Source organism: Verrucomicrobiota bacterium (assembly GCA_037139415.1).
Classification (GTDB): domain Bacteria; phylum Verrucomicrobiota; class Verrucomicrobiia; order Limisphaerales; family Fontisphaeraceae; genus JBAXGN01.
Window position 1 is genome coordinate 58,416 of record JBAXGN010000005.1, and the last position, 24,478, is coordinate 82,893.

Genomic DNA, 24,478 nt, shown 5'->3' on the forward strand with positions numbered 1-24,478 from the left:
GTGATCGGTCGTTGATTGCGATAAGGTTGGGAAACAGGTTAGACGTTGGTCAAAGCAGCGGTTACGGACGCGGCATGCTCAATCGGGTTGGTATAGCCGACCTTGACATCCATGCCCAGCGATTGCATTTCCTTGACCAGCACGTTGAACGATTCGGGAATGCCCGCCTCGAGCGTGTTATCACCCTTGACGATACTCTCGTAGATGCGCGTGCGGCCCTGCACATCGTCGGATTTGACGGTGAGCAATTCCTGCAGCGTGTACGCGGCGCCGTAGGCTTCCATGGCCCACACTTCCATTTCGCCGAAGCGCTGGCCGCCGTATTGGGCCTTGCCGCCCAGCGGTTGCTGGGTGACGAGGGAATACGGACCCACCGCGCGGGCGTGAATCTTGTCTGCCACCAAATGGCCCAGCTTCATCATGTAAATGCAGCCAACCACGATTTCCTGATCAAAGGGCGCGCCCGTGCGGCCATCGAACACGAGGGACTTGCCGTTAAGGCGCAGGCCCTGATCCCGGCCCACCGGGGTTTCCGCCGCCTGTTTGACGTAGCCCCACACATCTTTTTCCTTGATGCCGTCAAACACCGGGGTCGCAAACTTAAGTCCGAGAAAACGGGCGGCGAAACCCAAATGGGTTTCCAGCACCTGGCCCACATTCATGCGCGACGGCACGCCCAACGGGTTCAGCACGATGTCCACCGGGGTGCCATCCGCCAGAAACGGCATGTCTTCCTCGGCGACGATCTTGGCCACCACGCCCTTGTTGCCGTGGCGTCCGGCCATTTTATCACCCACCGACAGCTTGCGCTTGGAGGCGATATAAACTTTCACTGACTTAATAATCCCGGCATCAATTTCATCGCCAGCCTCGACGCGCTCCAGCTCCTGGTCGTGCTGCATCTGCAGGTCGTCAAACTTCTTTTTGAAGGTGCCAATGATCTCGTTGATCTTGTTGCGGATGGGCGACGGATCAATCTCGATGCGATCATAGACCTGCGCCAGCTTGCGCAGCAGGGTCTTGGTGATCTTGCGGTTGGCCGGGATGATGATTTCCCCGGTCTCGCTGTTCACGACGTCGAGCGGGATTTTTTCACCCAGCAGGATGTTGCTCAGGGCCTCGGTCAACTGCTCGCGCAGCTCGTCCAGCTTTTGCTGGTGTTCGGACTGCACTTGGCGGGCGGCTTTCCGGGAATCCGCCGGCATGGCCTTTTCCTTCTCCTTCTCGCCCTCTTTCTTGGAGGACACCTTGATGTCCATCACGATGCCATACGTGCCGGAGGGCACCTTCAACGAGGTATCCTTCACATCCGCGGCCTTCTCGCCGAAAATCGCGCGCAGCAGCCGCTCCTCGGGTGCCAGTTCGGTTTCGCTCTTCGGAGTGATCTTGCCCACCAGGATGTCGCCCGGCTTGACTTCGGCACCGATACGGATGACGCCGTCGGCACCCAGGTTCTTGAGCGCCTCTTCGCCCAGGTTCGGGATGTCGCGAGTGATTTCCTCGGGCCCGAGCTTGGTGTCGCGCGCACTGACCTCAAATTCATCAATATGAATCGAAGTAAACACGTCGTCTTTCACGATGCGTTCGCTGATGAGGATGGCGTCCTCGAAATTATAACCGTTCCACGGCATGAAGGCCACCAGCGCGTTGCGCCCCAAAGCCAGTTCTCCGGAAGAGGTGCAGGGACCGTCCGCAATCACGTCCCCCTTCTTGATGGTATCGCCTTTGGAGACCAGGATTTTCTGGTTAATACACGTGGCCGCGTTCGACCGCATGAATTTGCGGATATGATACACATACAAACCGGTGGAGGGATCGGTCTTGAGTTTTTTCTTGCCGTCCGGGACCTTGCCGTCACGGGTGACGATGACCTGATTGCCGGTGACCGATGCGACCTTGCCAGCTTCTTCGGCGACCAGCACCGCGCGCGAATCGCGCGCCACCCGATCTTCGAGCCCGGTGGCGACCAACGGGGCCTCGGTGACCAGCAGCGGCACCGCTTGGCGTTGCATGTTGGAACCCATTAATGCGCGGTTCGCATCGTCGTGTTCCAGGAATGGGATCAAGCTGGCCGCCACCGACACCAACTGCTTGGGCGAGACATCCATGTAATCCACCCGCGCTGGTTCCACGTCCACGAAATCGCTCTTGCAGCGGCAGGTGACACCGGCATGGAGGAAATGACCTTTGTCGTCAATCGGCGTATTGGCTTGGGCGATGATGAAATTCTCTTCACGATCGGCCGTGAGGTAATCAATATGAGCGGTCACCCGTCCGTGTTCCACCTTGCGGTAGGGCGTTTCCAAGAACCCGAAATCATTCACCCGAGCAAACGTGGCGAGGGAGGCGATCAAACCGATGTTTGGGCCTTCCGGGGTCTCAATGGGACAGATACGGCCATAGTGCGAGGGATGCACGTCACGCACTTCAAAACCGGCGCGATCACGGGAGAGACCACCCGGCCCAAGGGCGGACAGACGGCGTTTATGGGTCAACTCAGCCAGTGGGTTGATTTGATCCATGAACTGGGAAAGCTGGCTGCGGCCAAAGAAATCCCGAATGACCGCCGAAAGCGCCTTCGGATTGATCAGCTTTTGGGGCGTCATGGATTCGAGGCTCTGGTCGAACAACGTCATGCGTTCCTTGACCAGGCGTTCGGTGCGGGCCAAGCCCACGCGGCATTGGTTCGCCAACAGTTCACCGACGGTACGGACACGGCGGCTGCCCAAATGGTCAATATCGTCCACTGACCCTTCCCCGCGTTTCAACTTGAGCAGGTACTTGGTGGCCGACACCAAGTCGTCCTTCGTCAAAATACGCGAGTCGGCTTTGATACCGAGTTTCTGATTAATTTTGTAGCGACCCACGCGCCCAAGATCATAACGCTTGGCGTCGAAGAACAATCGCTTGATGAGCGCGCGTGCATTGGCGGCGGTGGGCGGATCGCCCGGGCGCAATCGGCGATAAATATCCTTGAGGGCCTCGTCCTCGTTTTTGGTGGGATCCTTCTTCATGCACTTAATGACGATCCCGTCATCCACCGAGGTATCCACCACGCGGATGCGAGTGACCCCCAGTTCGGCGATCTGGCGAACGACCGCCTTGGAGAGCGGCTCGAAAGAACGTGCTACCACGATGTTTTTTTCGGGGTCCACCGCGTCCTCGATCAACACTTTATTCTGGATGGTTTCCAGTTTTTCCGCCTCTTTCACCGTCAACTCTTCAATGGTGTAGAAAAGTTTGAGAATATCGGCATCCGTGCCGCGATGCGTTTCACCGCCGGAAACCTTGCCGCCCTTTTCGCTTTCATCCAGAAATGCCAACGCGCGGAAGAAGGTCGTGGTAAGGAATTTGCGACGTCGTTTTTTACGGTCCAGATAGACATACAGCATGTCGCTGGTGTCAAACTGGGCTTCATACCAGGAACCGCGATCGGGGATGATACGGAAGGAATGGAGCATTTTACCGTTGGAATGCTGGGTAGCCTCAAATGCCAGCCCGGGCGAACGGTGCAACTGGGAGACAATCACGCGTTCCGCGCCGTTGATGACGAAGGTGCCCTGAGGGGTCATGAGCGGCAATTCACCCATGAAAACCTTTTCTTCTTTGGCAGCCTTTTCCTCTTTCAATTTGAAAGTGACATACAAGGGCGCGCCATACGTGATGCCCTCGCGCAGGGATTCCAGCCAAGTACACTTAGGCTCACAAATCTCATAGCTGTCATAATCGAGCACGCACTTGCCATCATAGCTTTCCACCGGGAAAACTTCGCGGAACACCGCCTCGAGCCCGATATCTTTGCGCCGCCGGGAAGGCGGAATGTCCGATTGCAAAAATTCGCGATAAGAGTTGGTTTGCAACTCAATCAGGTTCGGCGGGGCGATCACTTCCTTGATCTTGCCGAAATTAATACGTTCACTGGCTCTCGATGGCATTGTTATATTTGCGGTTGTGCCGCCGTCCAATAATGGACCGCGCAGCAATGTTTGCTGTTAAACGACAGAAAGCGAGGGCTCCAAGTTCCTTGGAGAACTCGCCAGCAACTATATTTGTTGGCCGTTTGCTTCCCGAATACAGGTTTTTGTTACAATATCACAGTTTCCAACGCGCGCAACGGTCGGCGGCGCTGGGCCACAAACAGGCGGCGGGAACCACCCCGCCGCCCGTGTGAATCCCACAATTACTTGACTTCGACCTTGCCACCAGCTTCTTCGAGCTTTTTCTTGGCGGCTTCGGTGTCGGCCTTGTTGGCGCCTTCCAGAATGGGCTTGGGCGCGCCTTCCACGAGGGCTTTGGCATCGGCCAGACCCAGGCCGGCCTTGAGTTCCCGCACCGCCTTGATGACGGAGATCTTCTTGTCCGCAGGCGCGGATACCAGAATCACGTCAAAGGTGTCCTTGACCACGGCGGCAGCGGCAGCCGCACCTGCAGGAGCAGCGGCGGCAACAGCCACCGGCGCGGCGGCAGTCACACCCCACTTGGTTTCCAGTTCTTTCACGAGATCGGCGATTTCCAATACGGTCGCGTTACTCAATTCCTCTACGATTTTTGCTTTATCCAGTGCCATGTTATTTTGTCTTTCTTGGTCGTCTCGTCGCCCGGCGCGGCCGTGCCGGATTTAAGTTTACTGCCCGCAAACCGACGATTTACTGTTGGTTATGATTTGTTAGTTATCCGCCGCCGCGCACTTTGCCACGGGCAGCGAAATTGGGTTTTGGTCAAGCGGCAGGCGCGGCAGCCTTTTCGCCTTTGTCGGCCTTGGCCTTGAGCACCCGGGCCAGTTGGCTGGCCGGCGTGCTGAGCAACACCGCCAGTTTGGTGGCCGGCGCCTGGAGCAAGCCTAGTAATTTGCCGCGCAACACCTCGATGGAAGGCAGATCGGCCAGCGCCAAAATAGCGTCGGTTTCCAATCGTTGGTTGCCGAGGTAACCAAACTTGATTTTCGGTTTCTCAAACTCCGCGGCGAACGTCTTCACCACCTTGGCGGCGGCGGAAATGTCCTTCTGGCCGGTTAATACGGCCAATTGGCCAGCCATCGAGCCGGTCAGGTCCCCCACGCCGGCTTCCTTGGCCGCGAGGCGGAATATGGAGTTTTTGACAATGTGTATCTGCGCGCCGACTTTGCGAAGACGCTTGCGCATCTCCGTGAGCTGGCCAACCTTCAATCCGGTGTATTCCACCACAATGAAGAATGGCGACTGGTTGAGTCGGGCAAGATATTCCTGCGTGATAATGAGTTTTTCTTGACGCATGGCTAGTCGTGAAATTCAGGGTTAATGGGTGACAAACTCGCGCATGTCCACGCGCACCGCCGGACTCATGGTCGTGGAGATGGTGCAACTATGCACATAAGTGCCCTTGACGCTCGAAGGGCGGGCCTTGGTGACCGTATCAATAATCGAGCGCACGTTTTCCTCAATTTGTACCGGGGTAAACGAGGCCTTGCCAGCGGACACATGCACATTGCCAGCCTTGTCCGTTTTGAACTCCACACGTCCGGCCTTGACTTCCTTCACCGCCTTCGCGGTGTCTTCGGTCACGGTACCTGTTTTGGGATTGGGCATCAGCCCGCGCGGCCCGAGGATTTTACCGAGTTTGCGCACCTCGATCATAGCCTCGGGGGTGGCAATGGCGACATCGAAATCCGCCCAGCCTTCCTGGCATTTTTTGATCAAATCGTCATAGCCGACATATTCGGCGCCCGCCGCCTTGGCGGCTTCCGCAGACCCGCCGCTTTTGGCGAACACGAGCACGCGGACCACTTTGCCGCTGCCATGCGGAAGGGAAACGGTGCCGCGGACCATCTGGTCCGACTGTTTGGGGTCCACGCCCAACCGGAACGCCACGTCCACGGTTTCGTTGAATTTGGCCCGGGGAAACTTGGCCATGATTTCCACTGCGCCCTTGAGCGGATAGGACTTCGTAGAGTCCACCAGCCCAAGCGCCTTTTTGTATCGTTTACTGGATTGTTGCGCCATGTGTATTGGTGCGGTTCAAGCGAGCGGTCTGCTCTCCCGCGGTTTTGGTTTAGTCGGTGATTTCGATGCCCATGTTGCGGGCGGTGCCGGCAATCATGCGGAACGCGCCCTCTTCGGTGTTCGCATTCAAATCTTTTTGTTTCAGCTTAATGATCTCCAGCACCTGTTTTTTGCTCACCTTGCCCACTTTTTCCTTGTTGGGCGTCTTGGACCCCGAAGCGATGCCGGCCGCCTTCTTAAGCAGGGCGGAGGCCGGCGGAGACTTGGTCACCATGGTGAACGACTTGTCCTGATACACCGTGATGATCACCGGGATAACCATGCCGGGCTGGTCTTTGGTGAGGGCGTTGAACTCCTTGCAGAAGCCCATGATGTTCACGCCATGCTGGCCGAGCGCGGGGCCGACCGGCGGCGCCGGATTGGCCTGGCCACCCGGGATTTGGAGCTTGATAATGCCTGTTACTTTCTTAGCCATAAATCTGGTTTTCTAATTCAGTTCAATTACTGTTTCTCGACCTGCCAGTATTCGAGTTCCACCGGCGTGTTGCGGCCGAAGATGTTCACGGTCACCTTGAGCTTGCCTCGTTGGGGCTCGATTTCCTCGATCACCCCGCTGAAATTCAGGAACGGCCCGTCGTTGATCTTCACCGTCTCGCCCACCTCGAAATTCACCTTGGGTCGCTCGGTATCCTCCGAATCGGCAACCTGGACCTTGATTACCGCGATCTCCTCGGGGGAAACCGGCACCGGACGGTCGCCGCCGATGAACCCGATGATACCGGAGGTCTCACGGATAAAATACCAAGGACGGTCCAGCACGCGCCGGTTATCGTCCAGCAGCGACATCTCCACATAGACATAGCCGGGATGCAACTTGCGGTTGCTTACGGTTTTTTTACCGCCCCGCACATCCACCACCTTCTCCATCGGCACGAGGACTTCACTGATGAACTCAGTCATTTCCTCGGCCTTCATCCGTTTCTCAATGTTCTCTTTGACCTTGAGTTCCTGTCCGGAAAGGGTGTGCAAGACAAACCATTGTTTTGGCATGGCGGTAGCTCTTTCTCGTTAAACCGAGGTGATTAGCTTGACGAACAGGGCGAGGACAAGATCTGCCCCCACGGTGAAACCGCCGAGCAAAAGTATGGACACCATGACCACCAAGGTCGAACCTTTCAGCTCCTCCACGGACGGCCAAGTGCATTTACGCAACTCCTCGCGGGTTTCTTCGATATATTGGGACAACCGCAACAGGTAGCCCTTATGCCAGGCGTACCCGAATGCGACTGCCGCAACCACCAACAATACGATTGTCCAAATGTTGTCCATATTTCCTGTCTGGCGGAGAGGGAGGGATTCGAACCCCCGTCGGGCGTGAACCCGAAGCGGTTTTCAAGACCGCCGCGATAGACCACTCTGCCACCTCTCCGGCACTGTTATAGTTTGGCACGGCGTGAGGGAGTTGAACCCCCAACCAACGGTTTTGGAGACCGCTACTCTGCCAATTGAGCTAACGCCGTAACCGAAACCTGCCGTCGAGTTCTATTTCTTAACTTACGTTACAAGAACCTAAAGCCGGAGCGACCACATGGCCCCCCCGGCTTCAGTTGTTTCAATGATTATTATTCAATGATTTCCGTGACACGGCCCGCCCCAATGGTGCGGCCGCCTTCGCGAATGGCGAAGCGCTGCAGCTTTTCAACTGCAACCGGCGCGATCAACGCGATTTCCACGGATACATTGTCTCCCGGCATGACCATTTCCACGCCCGCCGGCAGAGTCACCGTTCCGGTAACATCCGAAGTGCGGAAATAGAATTGCGGACGGTAATTGGTAAAGAACGGCGTGTGACGGCCACCTTCATCCTTGGACAGCACGTACACTTCCGCCTTGAACTTGGTGTGCGGATGAATGGAACCGGGCTTGGCGAGCACCATGCCGCGTTCCACGTCCTCTTTCCGGGTGCCGCGCAACAGCACGCCCACGTTGTCGCCGGCAGTCGCTTTGTCGAGCAGCTTGCGGAACATTTCGATGTCCGTTGCCACCGTCTTGCGAGTTTCCGTGATGCCGACGATTTCGACATCCGACATGCGATCCAGCACGCCACGTTCAACACGACCAGTGACCACCGTGCCACGGCCTTCAATGTTGAACACGTCTTCGATGCACATCAGGAACGGTTTGTCCACTTCACGGGCCGGCAACGGCACGTATTCATCCACGGCCTTGAGCAGGTCCTGAATGCATTGAATGCCTTCCGGCGTGCCGTTCATGGCAGCACGGGAACTGCCGCGGATCACCGGAGCTTTGTCCCCGGGGAATCCGTATTTGGTGAGCAGGTCGCGCACTTCCATTTCGACGAGGTCGAGCAATTCCTTGTCGTCCACGAGGTCAATCTTGTTCAAGAAGACCACTACGGCGGGCACACCGACCTGGCGGGCCAACAGGATGTGTTCACGAGTCTGGGGCATCGGGCCTTCGGAGGCATCCACCACGAGGATGGCACCGTCCATCTGGGCCGCACCCGTAATCATGTTTTTGATGAAATCGGCGTGACCAGGGCAGTCGATGTGAGCGTAATGCCGGTTTTCGCTCTGATATTCGACGTGGGAAACAGCGATAGTGACGGTCTTGGTTTCGTCACGCACGGTGCCGCCCTTGGTAATGTCAGCGTATGAGATCGGGGTCGCCAAACCACGCTTGGATTGGACTTCGACCAGCGCTGCGGTCAGAGTGGACTTGCCGTGGTCAATGTGGCCGATGGTGCCGACGTTGACGTGCGGTTTCGTACGTTGGAATTGTTCCTTTGCCATTTGCTATTCCTGCTGTTTATTGTTATTACTTAATATGTTTTTATCACGCCCGGTCTTTTTATCGCCGGCCATTATTACAAACTGACAAACTGGAGCCCATGACCAGGTTTGAACTGGTGACCTCGTCCTTACCAAGGACGCGCTCTGCCAACTGAGCTACATGGGCTCCCAAATTCGCTCATATTTACTGTCAGGACTAAAAACGACAAAAAACCCATTAGGCCCTTGCTTTTCCACAAAAGCTCAAAGGGACTAATGTTTGTATTCCGTCTCAGCCCTATTATTTGTATGGGTTATACTCTCCAAAAACACCCTTGTCAAAGTTTTTTTTGATTTTTTTTCATCCGGGCAGCTTTTGGCTTAAAACATGCATTCGGCAGGCATCCTATAAGGTCAGATAACCACCATCCCAACCCCAACGGGCACCACGATGATTGGAGACGTCATGGGGCCATACTATAATCATCCACCAGCTCCGACGGCGCATACTCAGCATTACGATAATTATCGCTGAAGCCGGGATTGCACACCCGCAGAGCGCCCGCGCCAAGGTCCTCGCACATCTGAATCATGGTGTCACGATAGCCCTGATTTTCGGCAGCATGGCACTGGCGATGGCAGCGTTGCCGGCGGAATCCGGATGCACCCCATCCTTGGTCATACTGCTTTCCGGCACCACGCCGAATAACGTGCCATACTCGCATCGCTGATCTTTCGCCAATCGCGCGAAGGCTTCTCCCAGCTCACGCAATTTGGCCTCGCGCTCGTTGGCAATCGGCTTGGTGGGGCCCAGGGCGCTCTTGTTAATATTGGGCGGCCCCACCAGCAGCACCGGCAATTTTTCTCCCCAGGCCTTCCGCGCGCGGGCAATCATGGCCTGAATATTGGCCACCGCCTTCGGCACGCATTTGTCGGTCGTGTCGCGGGAATCGTTGGTGCCCAGGGCAATCACCAGCGCATCAGCACGGGGATGGCACACCAGCATCGCGTCGAATTCCTTCACGGAATCCGTGGGGCGTCCGCCTTTGCCTTCATTCACCATTTTAAGCCGCCCTTGCGAGGTGCGCTCCACGACATTGACCCAGGCGTTCGTGCGGTCATTCTTTGGCAGCGCGCCGCCCTGGGTGATGGAATCGCCAAAGACCACGACCGTGCGCGGTTCGGCAGCCGCCAGCAGAGAAGCGGCCATGGTGAACATCAGGAGTGCATCGCGCACTTTGCGGGTACCCGATTGGAATTGGCGCAATCCGGGAGTTGCGATTGGTTTCATGGGATTATGGTACACGTTTGGCTTCTCCCTTCGCAAGTACGACCGTGCGCGTTTCATTGCCATAGCGGAGACGGCAGGGATTGCCATTCAAGGAATGGAGATTCGCATTGACCAGTTTGCCCTGTTGCCATTCCAGGCTCACCTCAAAACCGCCCCGCGCGCGCAGGCCGCTGACCTTGCCGTCGGACCATGCCTGGGGCAAAGCAGGCAGGAGATGAATCAGGTAGGTGTCACCTTCCTTGAGGTGGCTTTGCAGCAGCATTTCGGTGACGCCGGACGTATAACCCCAATTGCCATCCATTTGAAATGGCGGATGAGTATCAAACAGGTTATCGAGGATGCTGACCTTGAAGAGTTCACCGATCAATCGGTGTGCCCGTTCGCCGTCATGCAGGCGCGCCCAAAAATTGATCTTCCAGGCCTTGCTCCAGCCGGTGGAGATGTCGCCCCGGCCATTAAGCGTGACCTTGGCCGCCTCGGCCAGTTTCGGAGTTAGGATCGGGCTGATCTGCCGGCCGGGATGCAGCGCAAACAAATGCGACGTATGCCGGTGATGATCTTTGGGATCATCCACGTCCTCCATCCATTCCTGAATCTGTCCCCACCGTCCAATCTTCGGGCTCAATAGCCGATCTCGCATGGAAACGACTTTCGCGCGATACTCCGCATCCACCCCGAGCGCCTCGGAAGCCTCAATGTAATTGCTGAACAAGTCCCAGACAATCTGCTGATCGTATGAAACGCCGGGATGCGGTGTGCGGTCACCCTCCTTGAGTACAATTTTCCCGTTCACCTCCACCGGCCCATGTTCGGGCGACCATCCGTCCGGCGTGATCAGTTTGCCATCCGGCCCTTCCACCAGGCGATCCTCCCAGAACTCCACAACCTCCTTGATGGCCGGATAGGCGATGTTACGGAGAAATTCCTGGTCGCCAGTAAACGCATAATGCAGCCACATGTGTTGCACCAGCCAGGCGCTATTGGGACGGTGTACCCCCCAGCGTGAAGTGCCACCCATCGGGTTGGTGGTGCTGTAGTTCGACCAACCACGGCCCTTGGGCGTTTTCACGCGTTCGTCCTGCGTCCGCTTGTACACCACCGCCATGTTTTGAATCCATTTGAACAACGGCTCATGGCATTCGGACAAACCCGTTAGCTCGGCCGGCCAGTAATTCATTTCCACATTGATGTTGGCAGTATAAGCGGAATACCACGCGGGTTTCAAATCGGCATTCCAGATTCCCTGAAGGTTGGCCGGCAGCCCACCCGGCCGCGAACTGCTGATGAGCAGATAACGACCGTACTGGAACAGCAGCGCCTCCAGCGCGGGATCGGCCTGACCGGTCTTGCGTGCCGTCAACCGCTCATCCGTCGGCGAACCGGAATTACCTGATCCGAGATCAAGGCTCACGCGATTGAACAGTCGCTGGTAATCCGCCACGTGCGCCGCGTGAAGCTGGGCAAAGGGTTTCTTGGATGCCGCTTCCAATCGCTGAGTCACCCGCGCATGCGGAGGTTCACGCCGCCAGTTTTTCATCGGATCGTTTGCAAAGGAGGTTCCGGCCGCCAACAGCAGGGTGACACTGTCGGCATTGGACACCTTGATCACCGCATCGCCCGCCACAACCTGACCACCTTCATTCAGCACCCAGACTTGCGACTCGTACTCCAGACCATTCGTCAGCGTGCCAACCGCAAAGAGCTTGTTGCCCTCGGCACGGATGCTCGCTTTGTGCATGTCCGTCAGGCGGATGGCACCGGAATAACCGCCCGGCTTGTCGGCCGTATAGCGGATGACCAAAACTTGATCCGGATAACTGGAGAACGCCTCCCGCCGAAATGTGGCACCTCCGACCTGATAGCTGACGCGGTGCGTGGCATCCCGTAAATCGAGTTCGCGCCGGTAATTGGATGCATCGGCGTGCCCCCACTCGACGAACACATCACCGAACGGCTGGTAGCTGCCCATATCAATCTCACCGCCGAGCCAGAGCGTCTGCTCATTGAATTGAATCCGCTCATTCGTCGTGCCGCCAAAAATCATCCCACCGAGACTGCCATTGCCGATGGGCAATGCCTCCAGCCATTTGCCGGCGGGCTTGGAATACCAAAGGGAAAGGTCCCCCGCCCCAACGACCCGGGACAGAAACAGCACCGCAGTCACCAGCAGCAAACTCGACGGCAACCAAACAGGTTTGTATTTCATAAGCGTCATTTCGTTTCCAAACTTTGCCAAAGCTGTACGAATGTTGCAATTATTGATAATTCAGGAACCTGTCTGACCACTTGGCTGGTTTAGGTTGGCACTTGATAAACAGGAGGTAACACCATGGAAATGAGTACAAAGCGCGCTACAATCAGTAGGCTCTGCATTGCAATGCAGGACACGGTCGTGACATTGGACTGGTTACCTCACGGCAAAACCGGTGGCAGGGGGGCTATGGCCAAAGAGAACAATGGGCTATCAGTTAGCTGAAATCGTAATTTCACTAATCAAGGTGCATCGTTGAGATGCATTCAGAATTTGGAGCCAAATCAGTGCCCTTGGGCAAATAAATCAAACTGGCGAACCGGGGCATCCATGACCAATCGCACAGCTTGAGCCGACACCGGTGCAAATTGCTTACTGTAGATCGAGCCAAAGACCATGGCCTTGTGAACCGGCTTCCATTGCCCGTCGGCTTGCAGCGTTTGGAGTTCGAAAGCTTTACTTTGCCCACGCCGGTAACCGGGATTCTCAATGGTGAATTCGATGCGGTCGAAGGTCATCGGTTTGCCGAAATCGAGAGTGGTGCCGGTTTTTCCAGCGGTGAGCGAGCCAGTTGAGGATGCAGCGAGGACCAAAGGCTCCAGCGATTGGTCATACTGGACTTTGAGAATGCTCGCCGAGAGCCGTTTTGAAGAAATGATTTTGGCAGGGATGGCGGGAACCTCACCGCCGCCATGAACATAGAGCACGTCAGCGCGGAACACGCAGTTTGGCCACAGAGTCCCCTTCACGTTCGAAACGCTTTCCCCATATTTATCCAGCCATGGTTTGGTTGCCGGACCCGGTTTCGGCTGACCATCGAGCATCGGCGGCAGCCCGAACAGATGGTTGCGGTCAGCGCAGGCGACCTCGACCAGCGTGCAAATGCGTTGGTCAGGCGTGCTCAGGTCAATGACATCAGCGCGGCGCGCTTCGGGGGTGACCTTAAGCGATTGCACCTTCCCATCCTGGTAAACGCATTCAACCGTGGTGTTGAAGGTGGCAGCCAATTTAAAGGAAACATCCCAATCCTCCGGCCAGGCTGGGAGCAGGAATATTTTTCTGCCATCAGATTGCAGCAGCATGCTTTGCAGGGTATTGACGGAGTTCGCGCCGTGGTCGTTATCCGGAGTGCCGTCCATCTTGCATTCCCAGAACGCCGGAAAGCGGGCACGGGGGCGCTTCGGAAACGGTGCGGCGGGATCAACGTTATCGGTCCAGTGAATGAACTGGTCGTTGAAGTTGATGCTGGCGAGCCGGGCGGCTTCACGGGCGAGCCCGAGATAGGCGGCCTGCACTGGAGCAGACTGCCAGCCGCCGGTTTCCACCGCCTGTTTATCATCGGTTCCGTCCAGGCTGATATTCCGCACATGGAACGACTGCCGGGCGTTGGCGAGCAGTTCCGGCTTTCCAAGCCATACCTGGCGAAAGGGGTACACCGAGTATAGTTCCGGAGTCTCACAGATTTCGCGGCCGGAATTATAGATATCGCCCACCGCCAACAAATCCATGCCACGAACCCGGCGGAGGGGAACACCAGGCATCTCCTCCAGCAACTTGGCCCACCTGGCCCGGCGAACGGAATCAATCTCAAAGGAAAGCAGTTTGGTCAGCAGATATTTCAAACAACCAATTTCAGTGCAGGGATTGGCCACCCCCTGATAGGTTTCGGCGCAACCCACGCCTTCCATCCACATCCTGCCTTTGGCGTCGCGCTGAGTAAATCGATTGATGTAGTATTCGATTCCGGCATCCGCACAGGGCAGAAGGACGTCGTCGAGAAACTTGCGGTTACGGGTATGCTCGTAGGTCTCAGCCATAATGGCAGGGATCTCAATGGTGGCGAGCTGATGATACCGCAGGTGCGCCGGCATGCGGTTCCAGTTGAACACGCCGACGTTGTGCCACCAACTGGCTTCCATGATAAAGGCACCGCTGATGCCAAGCAGCTTCTGGCAACGGTCACGCCCGATCTCCAGGCCATCACGCACAAACTCCATTCCCGGAATGATAGCATCGTAATCACCGCGCGCGGGCATGGACCAATACGGGTGGCGGGTGTTTTGCCACATGAAAGACAGGTTGGCCCAGTCCCGGCCGTCCGGGGAAATCTGCGTTTTCTTGGGTTTATCAAAACCCATGACACCCGCCGGCATGTCCATGGTAAATATGGAACCATTGTATGGCGGAGGCACGCTTCCCCGGCTTGCGGCCGCCTGACAAAACCGCTCGAGCGCATAACGCTGACTGAGTTGAAACGCATTCAAACTCGAATCAATTTCCTTGTGGCCCTCATAGGCCTTCGAGGCCTGCGGATATTGTGTAAAGCGGGATTGATCGAGGTTAAACTTCCCCTCACCACAGCGCGTGATAAAAATATGGCTGCGACTCCAGAACTCCTGCCAGTGACGCTGATGTGCGGTCCAATCCGATGCTAACGGACGCTCCGCTTCGGCCAGCCATGCCGGCAGGGATTCCGGCTGATTACAGAGGATACGGACCGTGCCATCGAAGACCGTGAGCGGGCGTTCGCTCGCCAGCGCATCGGGCGCAGAACGTTTGAAGTTCGGTGCGCTCAAAACACCACCTCCGGTGCGATGCAGAATCGGATCCTTCGCACGTGCCACCATCTCCGGCGAATTCTGGGCGCGGATGTGATCCGCCCAAACCGATGACTGATTGCGATAACACCAGGCCAATCGGTCCTTCGAGTCGTTAAAAAGAACACCCGCGGTGCCTTTTTCGGGTAATGCCTGTCCCTGGTCCTGCATCCGACGCAACGACTCGAACGAGAGTATTGCCTTGCGCGGCGTGGAGCTGGCACCTTGCACGCGGACCACCGGTTGATTGGCATCGATCCAGACGCGCAGGTTGACATCGCCGGACTTTATCTCGATGGCGGCATCGCACAGCACCAGCGTCTGCTGGAACTTTTTCACATCGAGCGCAGGCTCCAAACGTAACCGCACGCGCCCGAGCTTCGGCAACAGATGACCGGCATCAAAAGCATCCACCTTGCTGAGATACAACACCAGATCTCCATTAGGCTCGACCCACACGTTCGCGCCGACATCGCCATTGCCGAGCGGCATCGAGCCAAAGGAATCCTCGCTGGGCACAGGCCAGACCACATTATAATCATCCAAGGATGTTGCCGCTAAACCCCGGTCATTTGCCATGATTCCCCAAGCGGCAATAAGCAGGAGCAGGATGGTGCGAAAAAAATGGCTCATAAAAATGTCATTGGATTATTGAGTCTTGAACTATTCAAAATCACCTCAACTATTGTACCAGTATGGCGTAGGTTTGTTTCCACGAATTCCCCTCAGTGTCGGTTATAGTAAAATCGAATTTTGCGCGGCCAGAATAATTCCGCGCCGGCATAAAAGTGACCAGACAGCCACCCTCGCCCGTCTGCTTCACGGTACCACCACTGACGTCTGAAAGCGTGAATACAGGCGCCCGGGAGAAACCTGAAGTGAACCTCCGCAGATTCACGGTAAAACTGTCCGTAACGCCAGCAGTGCTCCTGAGAATAAGGCCGTGGGGTATTCCTAAAAAATAAAGGTATTCCTCCAACCGTGTATATCCCGCCGGTGTTTTTGGCGGGAAAAACGTTGGCTCGCTGATAAAACCGTCATGGCTGGCCAGTTCGGCGTTATGATCCACCGCTGCCGGGCTCCACCCCAATGCCCTCTCCCAATAATCCGGCATGCCGTCCTGATCGCTGTCCGTTGGCGCTGGGCCGCCGTCCAAGGTGCCATATCCGCAATTGGGCAACCCGCTTTGCATTTGGTTAGTACGGATGAAGCCCATCTTGCCGAACGAAGCCGCCTCGCTGATGGTCCGCAAATCCAACGCGTCACGCTGCAATACGCAGCCCGCACCCGACAACACGCAGCGTACCGCTGCCGCCGCGCTGAGGATGGGCAGATTGGTAGTGACAGCAAAACACGACGTTTGGGAAAGCGTCACTGACTGACCGGGCGTCACAGGCGAGCCATTGAGTTTGCCATCCTTGTTCGCATCGAGTTGGTTGCCGGATACATAAAAAAACTGGTTGGTGTTCACTTGAAAAAAACAATTCGAAGGCCGGCCGGTGGCCGGGCCGGCGACGAAATAATTGTTTACCAGGTCGTGGTGGAATGGCGCGTGCGTCGTGGTGGTATAACCGGCCTCGTAGTCATAAATGTAATTGTTCACGAGCACCGTGTCGGCGCGCGCCATCGGCTGACGGTTGTGTGCGTTAGCCCAGAGATTCCGATACCAGCAAAACGGGCCGCCCTCGGTGTGCGCGTTAAACCGCTGGCCGACCGGATCAGCGATGACACAGTTCTGGACGGTGATATTCGTTGCCCCAACCGCGTCAATGTTGTTCCACTGCCCAAACGCGATGGACACGTGGTCGAGGATGATGGTGTTCGCGTGATACATGCCAACTGTGTTGCCGGCGCGATGGCCGTCCAGCATGCCCTGCCGGATACGGATATAACGGCAAATCACGTTGGTTGCCGAACTGAACGAAACCTCCCGTCCCATGACGCCAAAGCCGTCTCCCGGTGCCGTTTGCCCCGCAATGGTGATATTGTTGTGAACCTTAATCGCGGCATTGACCGTACGGTTTGTGGATGCGGGGGCAGAGTAACCCCCAACATCAAACACGACAATACGGTTATCCTGGCTGACGGCATCGCGAAACGAGCCGGGACCGTTATCGTTCAAATTGCGAACGTGATACACCTGGCCACCGCGCCCACCCGTGGCCACCGCGCCAAAACCGAAGGCACCGGGAAACGCTGGAATTTGCGCATTGGTGGTAATGGCTGGCATTGCAAGCGCCGTCAGCATCACTTGGAATTCAATGAATATCAGGAATTTGTTTTGTCGCATGTTTTAAGCTTTTACGGTCGCGTTGTGGTCATACGCTATTTCAAATTAATGGTATTCTCATTATCGATGGTTCATGGCCGAGGTTTGCTGACTTCGGAGACCGGTGGGGAGTCGCTGACAAAAGGTTGGCGACCGTTCCAAAAACGATCAGACACGCTATAGATGTGAATTTACGCATCATGATTTAACTTTTACCAAACTTTAATAAAACAGGCAAAAACATTTCCAAACTTCTAATCCAATTCCATGCATATAACACTTATAACCAATGTTTTACGGCTATTAAGTTGGCAATTTCGAACTTTACCGAATTGAATCTGGTAAAGTTTGCAACGGAGTGCTGGGTGATTGAAATCCAAAGCCATGGCGCAAAAACGAGGCAGAAACGGTGCAGTTTCAGTCCGGAGACTGGTGACCGGAGGCGAGCGCGGGTTCGATCAAATCCGGTTCCAAGCGGACTTTGCGGATTTCTGCGCGCATCAGTGCCGCCATCCGATAGAGATCCGGCGTGGACACGAGCTCCAATTTCTCCTTCGCCAGTTGCTCCTCAATGCGCTGCAAATGCTGCGTCAGCCGGCTGAGTTCTTGTTCATGGGTGGCCAGGATTTTCTCCTGGAGAGCCTCCAGCTCCACGGCTCGCAAGGTGCGGATTTCCGCCTGCGATTGGCGATTCCAATCCACCAAGGTGCGTGGGCTCACGTTGATCTGGGCAGCGATGCGCGCCAGGCTCCAGCCTTTGGCGCGGAGTTCGATGAACTGACTTTTAGTATCCGTGCTATGCATCGGTTTTTTCCTTTCCGGCCAGCCGATTTGCTGGCTTTGTTCCACTGCAAGTCCCACCAAGGACCCACAGATTTTTTCGCCCCCATCTATACACCAAGTTTTTAGGGTGGAGCTGGCGTTTTACACGCGGCGGTTTTTCCAATATGACAATAATGACACTATTCGCGTCACATGATGACAATACGCGACATTATTTTTTTGAAAAATTATTTGACAGGTTCATTCCGCCCGGTTGGCTCTGCGAAAATAACCAAGCTTTTGCCTTGGAATTTCATCCCCACCTCCAAGCCGTCACCCAAGTGAGCGAAGCTTTTGCTTGAGCCACCTGCCTTAGCCTTTGGGCTGCTGGCTTCGGTACTCACTCGTTATCCCGACAGACCGGGACAGGTATGCACCTCGCTCGCGCCTCGCCCTCGACCCTAAATCCTGGGTGCCATAGCTTCATCTTGAAAACTCATTAAAATGAGGCGAACTGGCATCGATGGCGATGTTAATGACTCCGGGAACCACCATCTCGCAAAACCAAGATTGGGGCGCAATCCCAGCCGGCCACCAGATAGCGCGGGTGACGGATCGTATCATTCCCTGCAACTTTTACTGGGAATATATCTACTACTGTAGCTGGCTGAGAATACTGGGATCTTTGATCGCGTTGTCCCGTGCCAGGAGGAGAATTTTGCTCAATACTTCAGTGGTTTGGGCATCGTCCTCCGCAAAGGGTAGGAAAACCCTTGGTTTCGCGGCGGGGAGGGCCTGGAGAATCAGTTCTTTTCCGTCCGCCTTGCGGGCGACACCCGTGCCCAGGTGGACCAGGTAGTTGCCGAGCTGGCCGGCAATTTCCACCTGCGGCCCGATCACGCGCACGTTGGACAGCTTGAGCCGCGTGCAGGTTTCCAGCACAAGCACGGCGCGCTGGGCAACCATGCTGGCGCTGGCAGCAGGTTCGCCCGCGCTGGTCCGCGCGACGGCGGTCACCAAGTCCAGATCGCGCATGACCTCGCTGAACAGGCGCGGCGGCACATCCGCAAGCTTAACGGGTGCAGATTTGCCGCGGGGTGTGAAGTTTACCGTGTCGATGGTGATCTCCTCCAGTTCGCCGACGTAATGGAAGGCTTCTTTGAAGTTCAGCCATGCAGTAATCCCTGCTTCGTGGAAAACTCTGCGAGTGGGTTCCTCGCCGCTGCTAACCCAGTTGCGTGAACTGAGCAGCGCGAAGGCCTGCTTGTCTTTCACTTCAATGCCGGCGTAGCGGTGCGACGCGGTGGCCTCATTCAACTCGTCCGCCACCGGCAGGTACAACTCCCGGAAGACTTGCTTGAAGGGCTGAATCCGCTCGCGGGCAAAACAATCTTTCTGCCAGGCCGCCCAAGCTTTGGCCGGCAGAAGATCCACCGGATGCGCGATGCGCAGCGCATCTGTTTGGGCAAGAGGTTCGACCTTGCCGGTCGCATCTTCCAGCGCTTTCCCTTCCTGCACGGGATAACCCAACACGCCGTCGCCTGCCAGCACCAACCCGTGCAGCATTGGGGATAGCAAGGGATGCTTCAGCAGCTCCGGCAGCTCTTGGGCAGTGATTTGGTCGCCCCGGATCATCATCTGTTCGAGCGCGCGACGAACGCGGGCGGCCTGGCGTTTCAGCTCCGTCCGGCGCTCGCGCAGGGCGGCAAACGGCGGCAGCTTTTTGAACTTCGCCGGGATATCCGCCAGCGCTTTGCCGTCGCGGAGGACCGTGAATTCGACTTCCCCCCACGGATCCAGGCCCAGCTCGGCGGTGATTCCCTCCTGTGCGACCCGGAGCGGCCCCTCGGCGAGATCCGCAACGGCGCTGGTTTCCATGGCCCATTCCAGGCGGATGGGGTCCGCGTAACCGGCTGTGCGGGCCAGGTTTTGCAGCGCGATCTCCACCGCGCGCTTCTCGCTCGCGCGGCGGTCCGGTCCAAACTCCCGGCTCTCGCGCTGAAAGGTGAGCAAGGTGCGATAGCGCTCCTGAATATCTTCGTCCCGCTTTGCGCCAGCAGCCAGGGGCAGCAAACCCAGGGCGCGGACGGAATCCTGGTGCCGCTTCTGCCGCACGCGCTTCAGCAAATCCTCCCGCGGGATCTGGTCCAGAAGCGCGCAGGCGAAGAGCTGCGCCCGCACGTGCCCTGCGCCATCCCCGGTGAGCTTGGCGGCTTCCTGCAACGTCTCCCAGCGTTCTGGACCGAGGGCGCTGTGCACCCGCTGGAACCACGCCACATCCACTGCGCCGTCCTCCAGATCATCGGCTTGGAGGGGCGTGCGATCAGCGAAAATGGGTTCCCAACATTCGATTTGCTCGGTCGTTTCGTCGTTGCCACCTTCTTTTCTGGCATGAAGATTCGCGCCACGCGTATGGGCATGCAGCCAGCAAACGCCATCCTCGAAGCTTGGCCAGCCCAAGGCATGATCAACAAACGGTGCCCACTGCCGCGCATAAACCGCCAGTTCCACAAGGCGGGATTCCGGAATCCTGGCCGCCGTGGTCTTCGCCTTGAACTCGGCGGCTGTATCTTCGGGGCACGGGTGGCAGACGCGTATAAAGTGACTGAACACGTCACCCACGCCGGCCTCGTAAATATAGCCGCGCACGAACTTGGCTTTACCCAGTTTCACAAGACTGGCCTGCAAGGCGTCCGTCCCCCAAGCGCGCTCAATGGAGCGCATGGCTTCGGACACGGGCGTGGGCTCCGGACCGCGGGCCAATTCCACCTCCAATATTCTTGCCACGCAACGCTGCACCAAGGGGCGGATTTGGGGGAAATTGTCAACCAGTCGTTTGTGGGGATCGGTCGCCTCGCTTAGCTCATGGAAGTAACCATCATGCGGTCCAAGCAGCAGTTCAAGAATGTCCGCATCCGTGGCGGCGCCAACGGCATGGGCGGCAGCGGCTAATTTAATGGGCGGCCGGCACCGTTCGGAGAGAGGGGCGACGCCGGAAGGTACGGGGCTCTGCTCCTTCCGAGGCAGCCATCGTTCCAGCAGACCCAATTTTGCCGATACTGAGGACCGTCTGTTAGCAAGCGGCTCATCCTTCCAGCGCAACAACCGCCAGAGCCGCGCTATTTGGGCGGGCGTCCAAGCGGGCTTCAAATGAGTCGACAATTCATGCCAGGCGCTGAACGCCGACGTGCGGAGATCCCGCCAGTGCCAGGCGTCCGAATTCTCTAATTTTGGCTGTCGCAACACCTTATCCGGCACCAGGGCAAAAGACTTTTCCATGGCGTCCAGCAGAAAATCACCCACCGGCAACCGTCCCCCCGCATCGGGCCGCAGGGCATCCAGACCGGTCAGCCGCAAAACCCATCCAAACAAGGCTTCCACGGTTTCCGGGTAATGCAGTTTGAGGTTGGGTTTCCCCCCGAACACGCTGTCCAGCGCGGCGAGGGCAGGCGGTTCGCTTTTCCACTGCCGTCGTTTCAGGTTCCAATTGCAATACATCCACGCGCGCAGGGCTTCGTATCCATCCGGGTCGCGCATTTTCTGGTCGCGTGACTTCCACCAGGTTTCCCAGACTTCCGGCAACGGCAGGTGGCGCAGATCCTCCTGATGGCCAAAGTGGAAATTCGGTTCTGGAAAATGGCGTACCTCACCCAAGGCCTGTTCGCTTATCTCCTGGCTGTAGCGGTCTACGAATTGAATGATCCGCTCCCGCTGGTGGTACAAAAAGGCATCCAGAGCCTCGATCAAACGCAGGGTGGCAGGAGTGACGAAATCTACCTTTACTGAGCAAGGCGGCTCAGGCCAGGTCCGCTGATCGTCGCGGAAGAGCCCCATGCCGTTCGCGACATTGTCGTCCGGGATTGGCTCAGAACCTTTTTTGAATGCTGGGTTGTTAACCATAGTATTGTTGGGTTTGAGGGTTGAAGGGACAACTATAACCACCAGAGCAAATTGCCGCTGAGCGCCGTCAGCCGAATGAATGTCACCTCGCTGTCCGGCTGCAGAAAAACCGGCTGATCGAGATCGCGCTGTTCCTCATCATCGAGCACCACGCGATACAGCCCATCCTCGAATGCTTTCAAGGCCGCGTCCACCGCGTCCTCTTCCACCACTTTCTCACGTCGAATCCGTGGCGGGCGGGCGACGCGTCCCTGACGCAAGCCAGCCTCGATCTCACGCTCCGAGAAAACGAGCGTGAGCCGCTGCTCGCGCAAACGTCGGCGAAACGAGGCGATTTCTTCCCGCACAATCCGCGCAATCAGGTCGCGCAGCGTGTACGGCTCGCCGCCCGGCGGCGCCTCCGGCGGGAAGGGCATGAACCAATCGGGCGGAGTGGCTTGAACTCCGTCTTGGGCACGCACGCTAATGGTGATCTGACCAGTCATGGCAAAAGCTAGGTTTCACCATGCCAGTCGCGCATGGCCAGTCAACACCATTCTATGCCGCAGCCATTCTATGAATGCATGTTATGTTGAATTCTGGCATGGTCTGCGTGGTGCGGGGGCTTACCTGCGGTTTACCTGAGGGGAATCTGAACGTTACACGAAATCCGTCCGTTCTTTTTATAACCATCGGTGGCACCGAAGAGTGCAACTGGTATTTCGTTATCGAGCAGCAGAGCGGGACGTTCCACGTTGGAATTGCTGAGGGTGCCATCGGCCCATTTAAATTTGTTTTCGAGCACCTTCGACTGCGCAGCGGCTTCCCACTGCAAGCCGTCTGCCGACTCGAATAATGCGATGCCGCCGGAAGAACCGGTGAATTTACCAACCACATCACGCGCGACCGCATAATAACGGTTACCGTAGCGCTTGCTGTACCAGATGAACGGGTCTTCCGCGAGCATCCAGTGCTTGCTGGTATCGCCTTCGGCCTCGAAAATTCTCCCGGCTTTCTTGATGTAGGGGCCTTCGGGCTTGTCGGCCAAGGCGGCGCCATAGCGCACCTTGCCACCCATCGGCTTGCCCTCAACATACTCTACCGCCTTGTAGATCAATAGAATTCCACCATCCGGTCGCTCGGTGGCACCGGGATTCGTCACACAGAGCGAATCGAACGCACTCTTATCGTCGCTGACATCCACAATCGGCTTGTCGAAACGCTTCCATGGCCCCTCCGGACGATCCGCAACGGCAACGCCAACACGCTGGTTATTGCGGTGCATCGGATACGATTTTCCATCACCGGTGTTGCCCATGTAGAAGAGATAAAACTTGCCGCCTTTCTGCAGGATGTTCGGATTATGAGTGGTGGTGCCATCCCAGAATTCCCTGCCTCGCGCCGGTAAGGCCACATTCACATGCCGATACGGCCCCATGGGCTTATCGGCGACACCATAAGCAATTTCAGAACATATTGCCCAACCGGGAGCAAATCCGTTTGGATTATTGACCGGCCAGCGCGAATAATAAAGATGATATTTGCCGTCGGCGCCCCTGGTCGGCGCCCCGCACCAGACAAAATATCCGGACTCGGAAAACTTCGCCTCCATGGGCACCGGCTGGACCATGGCCCCAAGGTTAAGGTTGTCACTGAGCGAGACCAGCGTTACCGCAGCCACCAAACGGGAAGGTAGTCCAACAAAGGCGGCTGACGCGGTGAACCCCGCCAACCGGAGAAAATCACGACGCAGAAGATGCCTGGGATCAATTAAGCATTTTTTCATGGGGTCGGGGTTGGGGTTTATTTCAAATTGGTACGCCGTGGGATCATACTATTGCATTTTCAATCGCAACACCGTGAATGATGAGCGACACTGCGGCGACGGAAATTGCGGTCGCCACCGCCAGAAGGGCGGCCAGGGGCCAGATTCTAGGTTTCATGGTTTTCCTGGTTCATTTCCATCAAGGGAGCATCCTACTATTGGGAGTGTAAATTCGCAACCAAATACATGTAAGTTGTCGTGTTTAAACGCTTGCGCTTTGGACGTGTTCAACTACACTCGCACTCGCCGATTATGATGACGTCAAACGAATTGCTGGGCTTTATGCCACAGCCCATGGCTTTGGATATTTTGGAATTCGTGTTCACCACGGATAAGGCGGTGTATCGCACCGTCCTGGCCGCCGTCGCGGAAGCACGGCGGGTGCGCCCTATTTTCATGGAGCATCAGTCACGGGCAGAACGGCATCCGGCCATGCTCGCGGTGTTGTCGCGTCCGGCCATGAATGCGGCCGCCGGCAATTTGATCCGCTTGTGGCTGCTTAAAAAGCACACTGCCATGCTCGCCGATTTTCTCGAACAACTTGGCATTCCTCATACGGAAGGGGTGGTGGAAAACCTGCCGAACAAGGTGGAGGATGACAAACTCAGGGCAGCGGTGGATACTTTGCTGGGCAAGTATCCCAAGGACCTCATCACGGTATATCTCAACGCGTTCAACTCCATGAATGAGACGGCCTGGGACAACCTGACCGCCATTCTACATTCCGATCCGCGCCTGCAGTTTTGACGTTGTCATTCCAATGAGCTTTCAAGATGAGGCTAAGGCGCGCAGGATTTTGGGCGGCTGGCGAGACGCGAGCGAGGCACATACCCG

The 24,478-nt window shown here is 56.7% G+C and carries 18 protein-coding genes and 3 tRNA genes; 1 reads left to right on the forward strand and 20 read right to left on the reverse strand.

The genetic code is table 11. The features are described 5' to 3' along the window. Positions 1-38 precede the first annotated feature (38 nt). The 20 genes from rpoB to WCO56_01920 form a co-directional block, all read right to left on the reverse strand. Positions 39-3,935 carry a DNA-directed RNA polymerase subunit beta gene (gene rpoB, locus WCO56_01825; protein MEI7728276.1) on the reverse strand — a complete coding sequence of 1,299 codons (3,897 nt, stop codon included), beginning with the start codon at positions 3,933-3,935 and terminating at the stop codon, positions 39-41. 245 nt (positions 3,936-4,180) lie between these two features. Beyond that, the gene (gene rplL / locus WCO56_01830) at positions 4,181-4,567 is read right to left on the reverse strand and encodes a 50S ribosomal protein L7/L12 (protein ID MEI7728277.1); all 387 of its coding nucleotides are present in this window, start codon (positions 4,565-4,567) and stop codon (positions 4,181-4,183) included. Between the two features lie 151 nt (positions 4,568-4,718). Next, positions 4,719-5,252, reverse strand: a complete 534-nt coding sequence (gene rplJ / locus WCO56_01835) for a 50S ribosomal protein L10 (protein MEI7728278.1) — start codon at positions 5,250-5,252, stop codon at positions 4,719-4,721. Positions 5,253-5,273: 21 nt separating this feature from the next. Beyond that, a complete protein-coding gene (gene rplA, locus WCO56_01840; GenBank protein MEI7728279.1) occupies positions 5,274-5,978 on the reverse strand; it encodes a 50S ribosomal protein L1 in 705 nt (234 codons plus the stop codon). 49 nt (positions 5,979-6,027) lie between these two features. Further along, complete coding sequence (rplK, locus tag WCO56_01845) at positions 6,028-6,453, reverse strand: 50S ribosomal protein L11 (protein MEI7728280.1); 426 nt, start codon at positions 6,451-6,453, stop codon at positions 6,028-6,030. 26 nt (positions 6,454-6,479) lie between these two features. Further along, entirely contained in the window at positions 6,480-7,028 is a 549-nt protein-coding gene (gene nusG, locus WCO56_01850; protein ID MEI7728281.1) for a transcription termination/antitermination protein NusG, read from the reverse strand. An 18-nt stretch (positions 7,029-7,046) separates the two neighbouring features. Beyond that, positions 7,047-7,307, reverse strand: coding sequence for a preprotein translocase subunit SecE (gene secE / locus WCO56_01855; GenBank protein ID MEI7728282.1), 261 nt, complete (start codon positions 7,305-7,307; stop codon positions 7,047-7,049). 10 nt (positions 7,308-7,317) lie between these two features. Then, positions 7,318-7,407, reverse strand: a tRNA-Ser gene (locus WCO56_01860). A gap of 15 nt (positions 7,408-7,422) precedes the next feature. Beyond that, positions 7,423-7,498 (reverse strand) — tRNA-Trp (locus tag WCO56_01865). Positions 7,499-7,600: 102 nt separating this feature from the next. Next, entirely contained in the window at positions 7,601-8,791 is a 1,191-nt protein-coding gene (gene tuf / locus WCO56_01870) for an elongation factor Tu (GenBank protein MEI7728283.1), read from the reverse strand. 90 nt (positions 8,792-8,881) lie between these two features. Continuing rightward, positions 8,882-8,957, reverse strand: a tRNA-Thr gene (locus WCO56_01875). A 277-nt stretch (positions 8,958-9,234) separates the two neighbouring features. Beyond that, the gene (locus WCO56_01880; protein ID MEI7728284.1) at positions 9,235-9,363 is read right to left on the reverse strand and encodes a hypothetical protein; all 129 of its coding nucleotides are present in this window, start codon (positions 9,361-9,363) and stop codon (positions 9,235-9,237) included. Further along, positions 9,360-10,061 (reverse strand): SGNH/GDSL hydrolase family protein, encoded by a 702-nt coding sequence (locus tag WCO56_01885; GenBank protein ID MEI7728285.1) that lies wholly within the window; start codon positions 10,059-10,061, stop codon positions 9,360-9,362. The genes WCO56_01880 and WCO56_01885 overlap by 4 nt, the downstream gene beginning before the upstream one ends. 4 nt (positions 10,062-10,065) lie before the next feature. Further along, complete coding sequence (locus tag WCO56_01890; GenBank protein ID MEI7728286.1) at positions 10,066-12,267, reverse strand: glycoside hydrolase family 95 protein; 2,202 nt, start codon at positions 12,265-12,267, stop codon at positions 10,066-10,068. Between the two features lie 329 nt (positions 12,268-12,596). Further along, a complete protein-coding gene (locus WCO56_01895; protein ID MEI7728287.1) occupies positions 12,597-15,542 on the reverse strand; it encodes a DUF5703 domain-containing protein in 2,946 nt (981 codons plus the stop codon). A 49-nt stretch (positions 15,543-15,591) separates the two neighbouring features. Beyond that, entirely contained in the window at positions 15,592-17,199 is a 1,608-nt protein-coding gene (locus WCO56_01900) for a cadherin-like domain-containing protein (GenBank protein MEI7728288.1), read from the reverse strand. Between the two features lie 396 nt (positions 17,200-17,595). Then, positions 17,596-17,982, reverse strand: coding sequence for a helix-turn-helix domain-containing protein (locus WCO56_01905; GenBank protein MEI7728289.1), 387 nt, complete (start codon positions 17,980-17,982; stop codon positions 17,596-17,598). Positions 17,983-18,594: 612 nt separating this feature from the next. After that, positions 18,595-21,840 carry a DUF5724 domain-containing protein gene (locus tag WCO56_01910; protein MEI7728290.1) on the reverse strand — a complete coding sequence of 1,082 codons (3,246 nt, stop codon included), beginning with the start codon at positions 21,838-21,840 and terminating at the stop codon, positions 18,595-18,597. A gap of 32 nt (positions 21,841-21,872) precedes the next feature. Next, complete coding sequence (locus tag WCO56_01915; GenBank protein MEI7728291.1) at positions 21,873-22,325, reverse strand: hypothetical protein; 453 nt, start codon at positions 22,323-22,325, stop codon at positions 21,873-21,875. A 131-nt stretch (positions 22,326-22,456) separates the two neighbouring features. After that, a complete protein-coding gene (locus tag WCO56_01920; GenBank protein MEI7728292.1) occupies positions 22,457-23,605 on the reverse strand; it encodes a glycoside hydrolase family protein in 1,149 nt (382 codons plus the stop codon). Between the two features lie 291 nt (positions 23,606-23,896). Here WCO56_01920 and WCO56_01925 point away from each other — a divergent pair, with 291 nt between their 5' ends. Further along, positions 23,897-24,391, forward strand: coding sequence for a hypothetical protein (locus tag WCO56_01925; GenBank protein ID MEI7728293.1), 495 nt, complete (start codon positions 23,897-23,899; stop codon positions 24,389-24,391). Positions 24,392-24,478 lie beyond the last annotated feature (87 nt).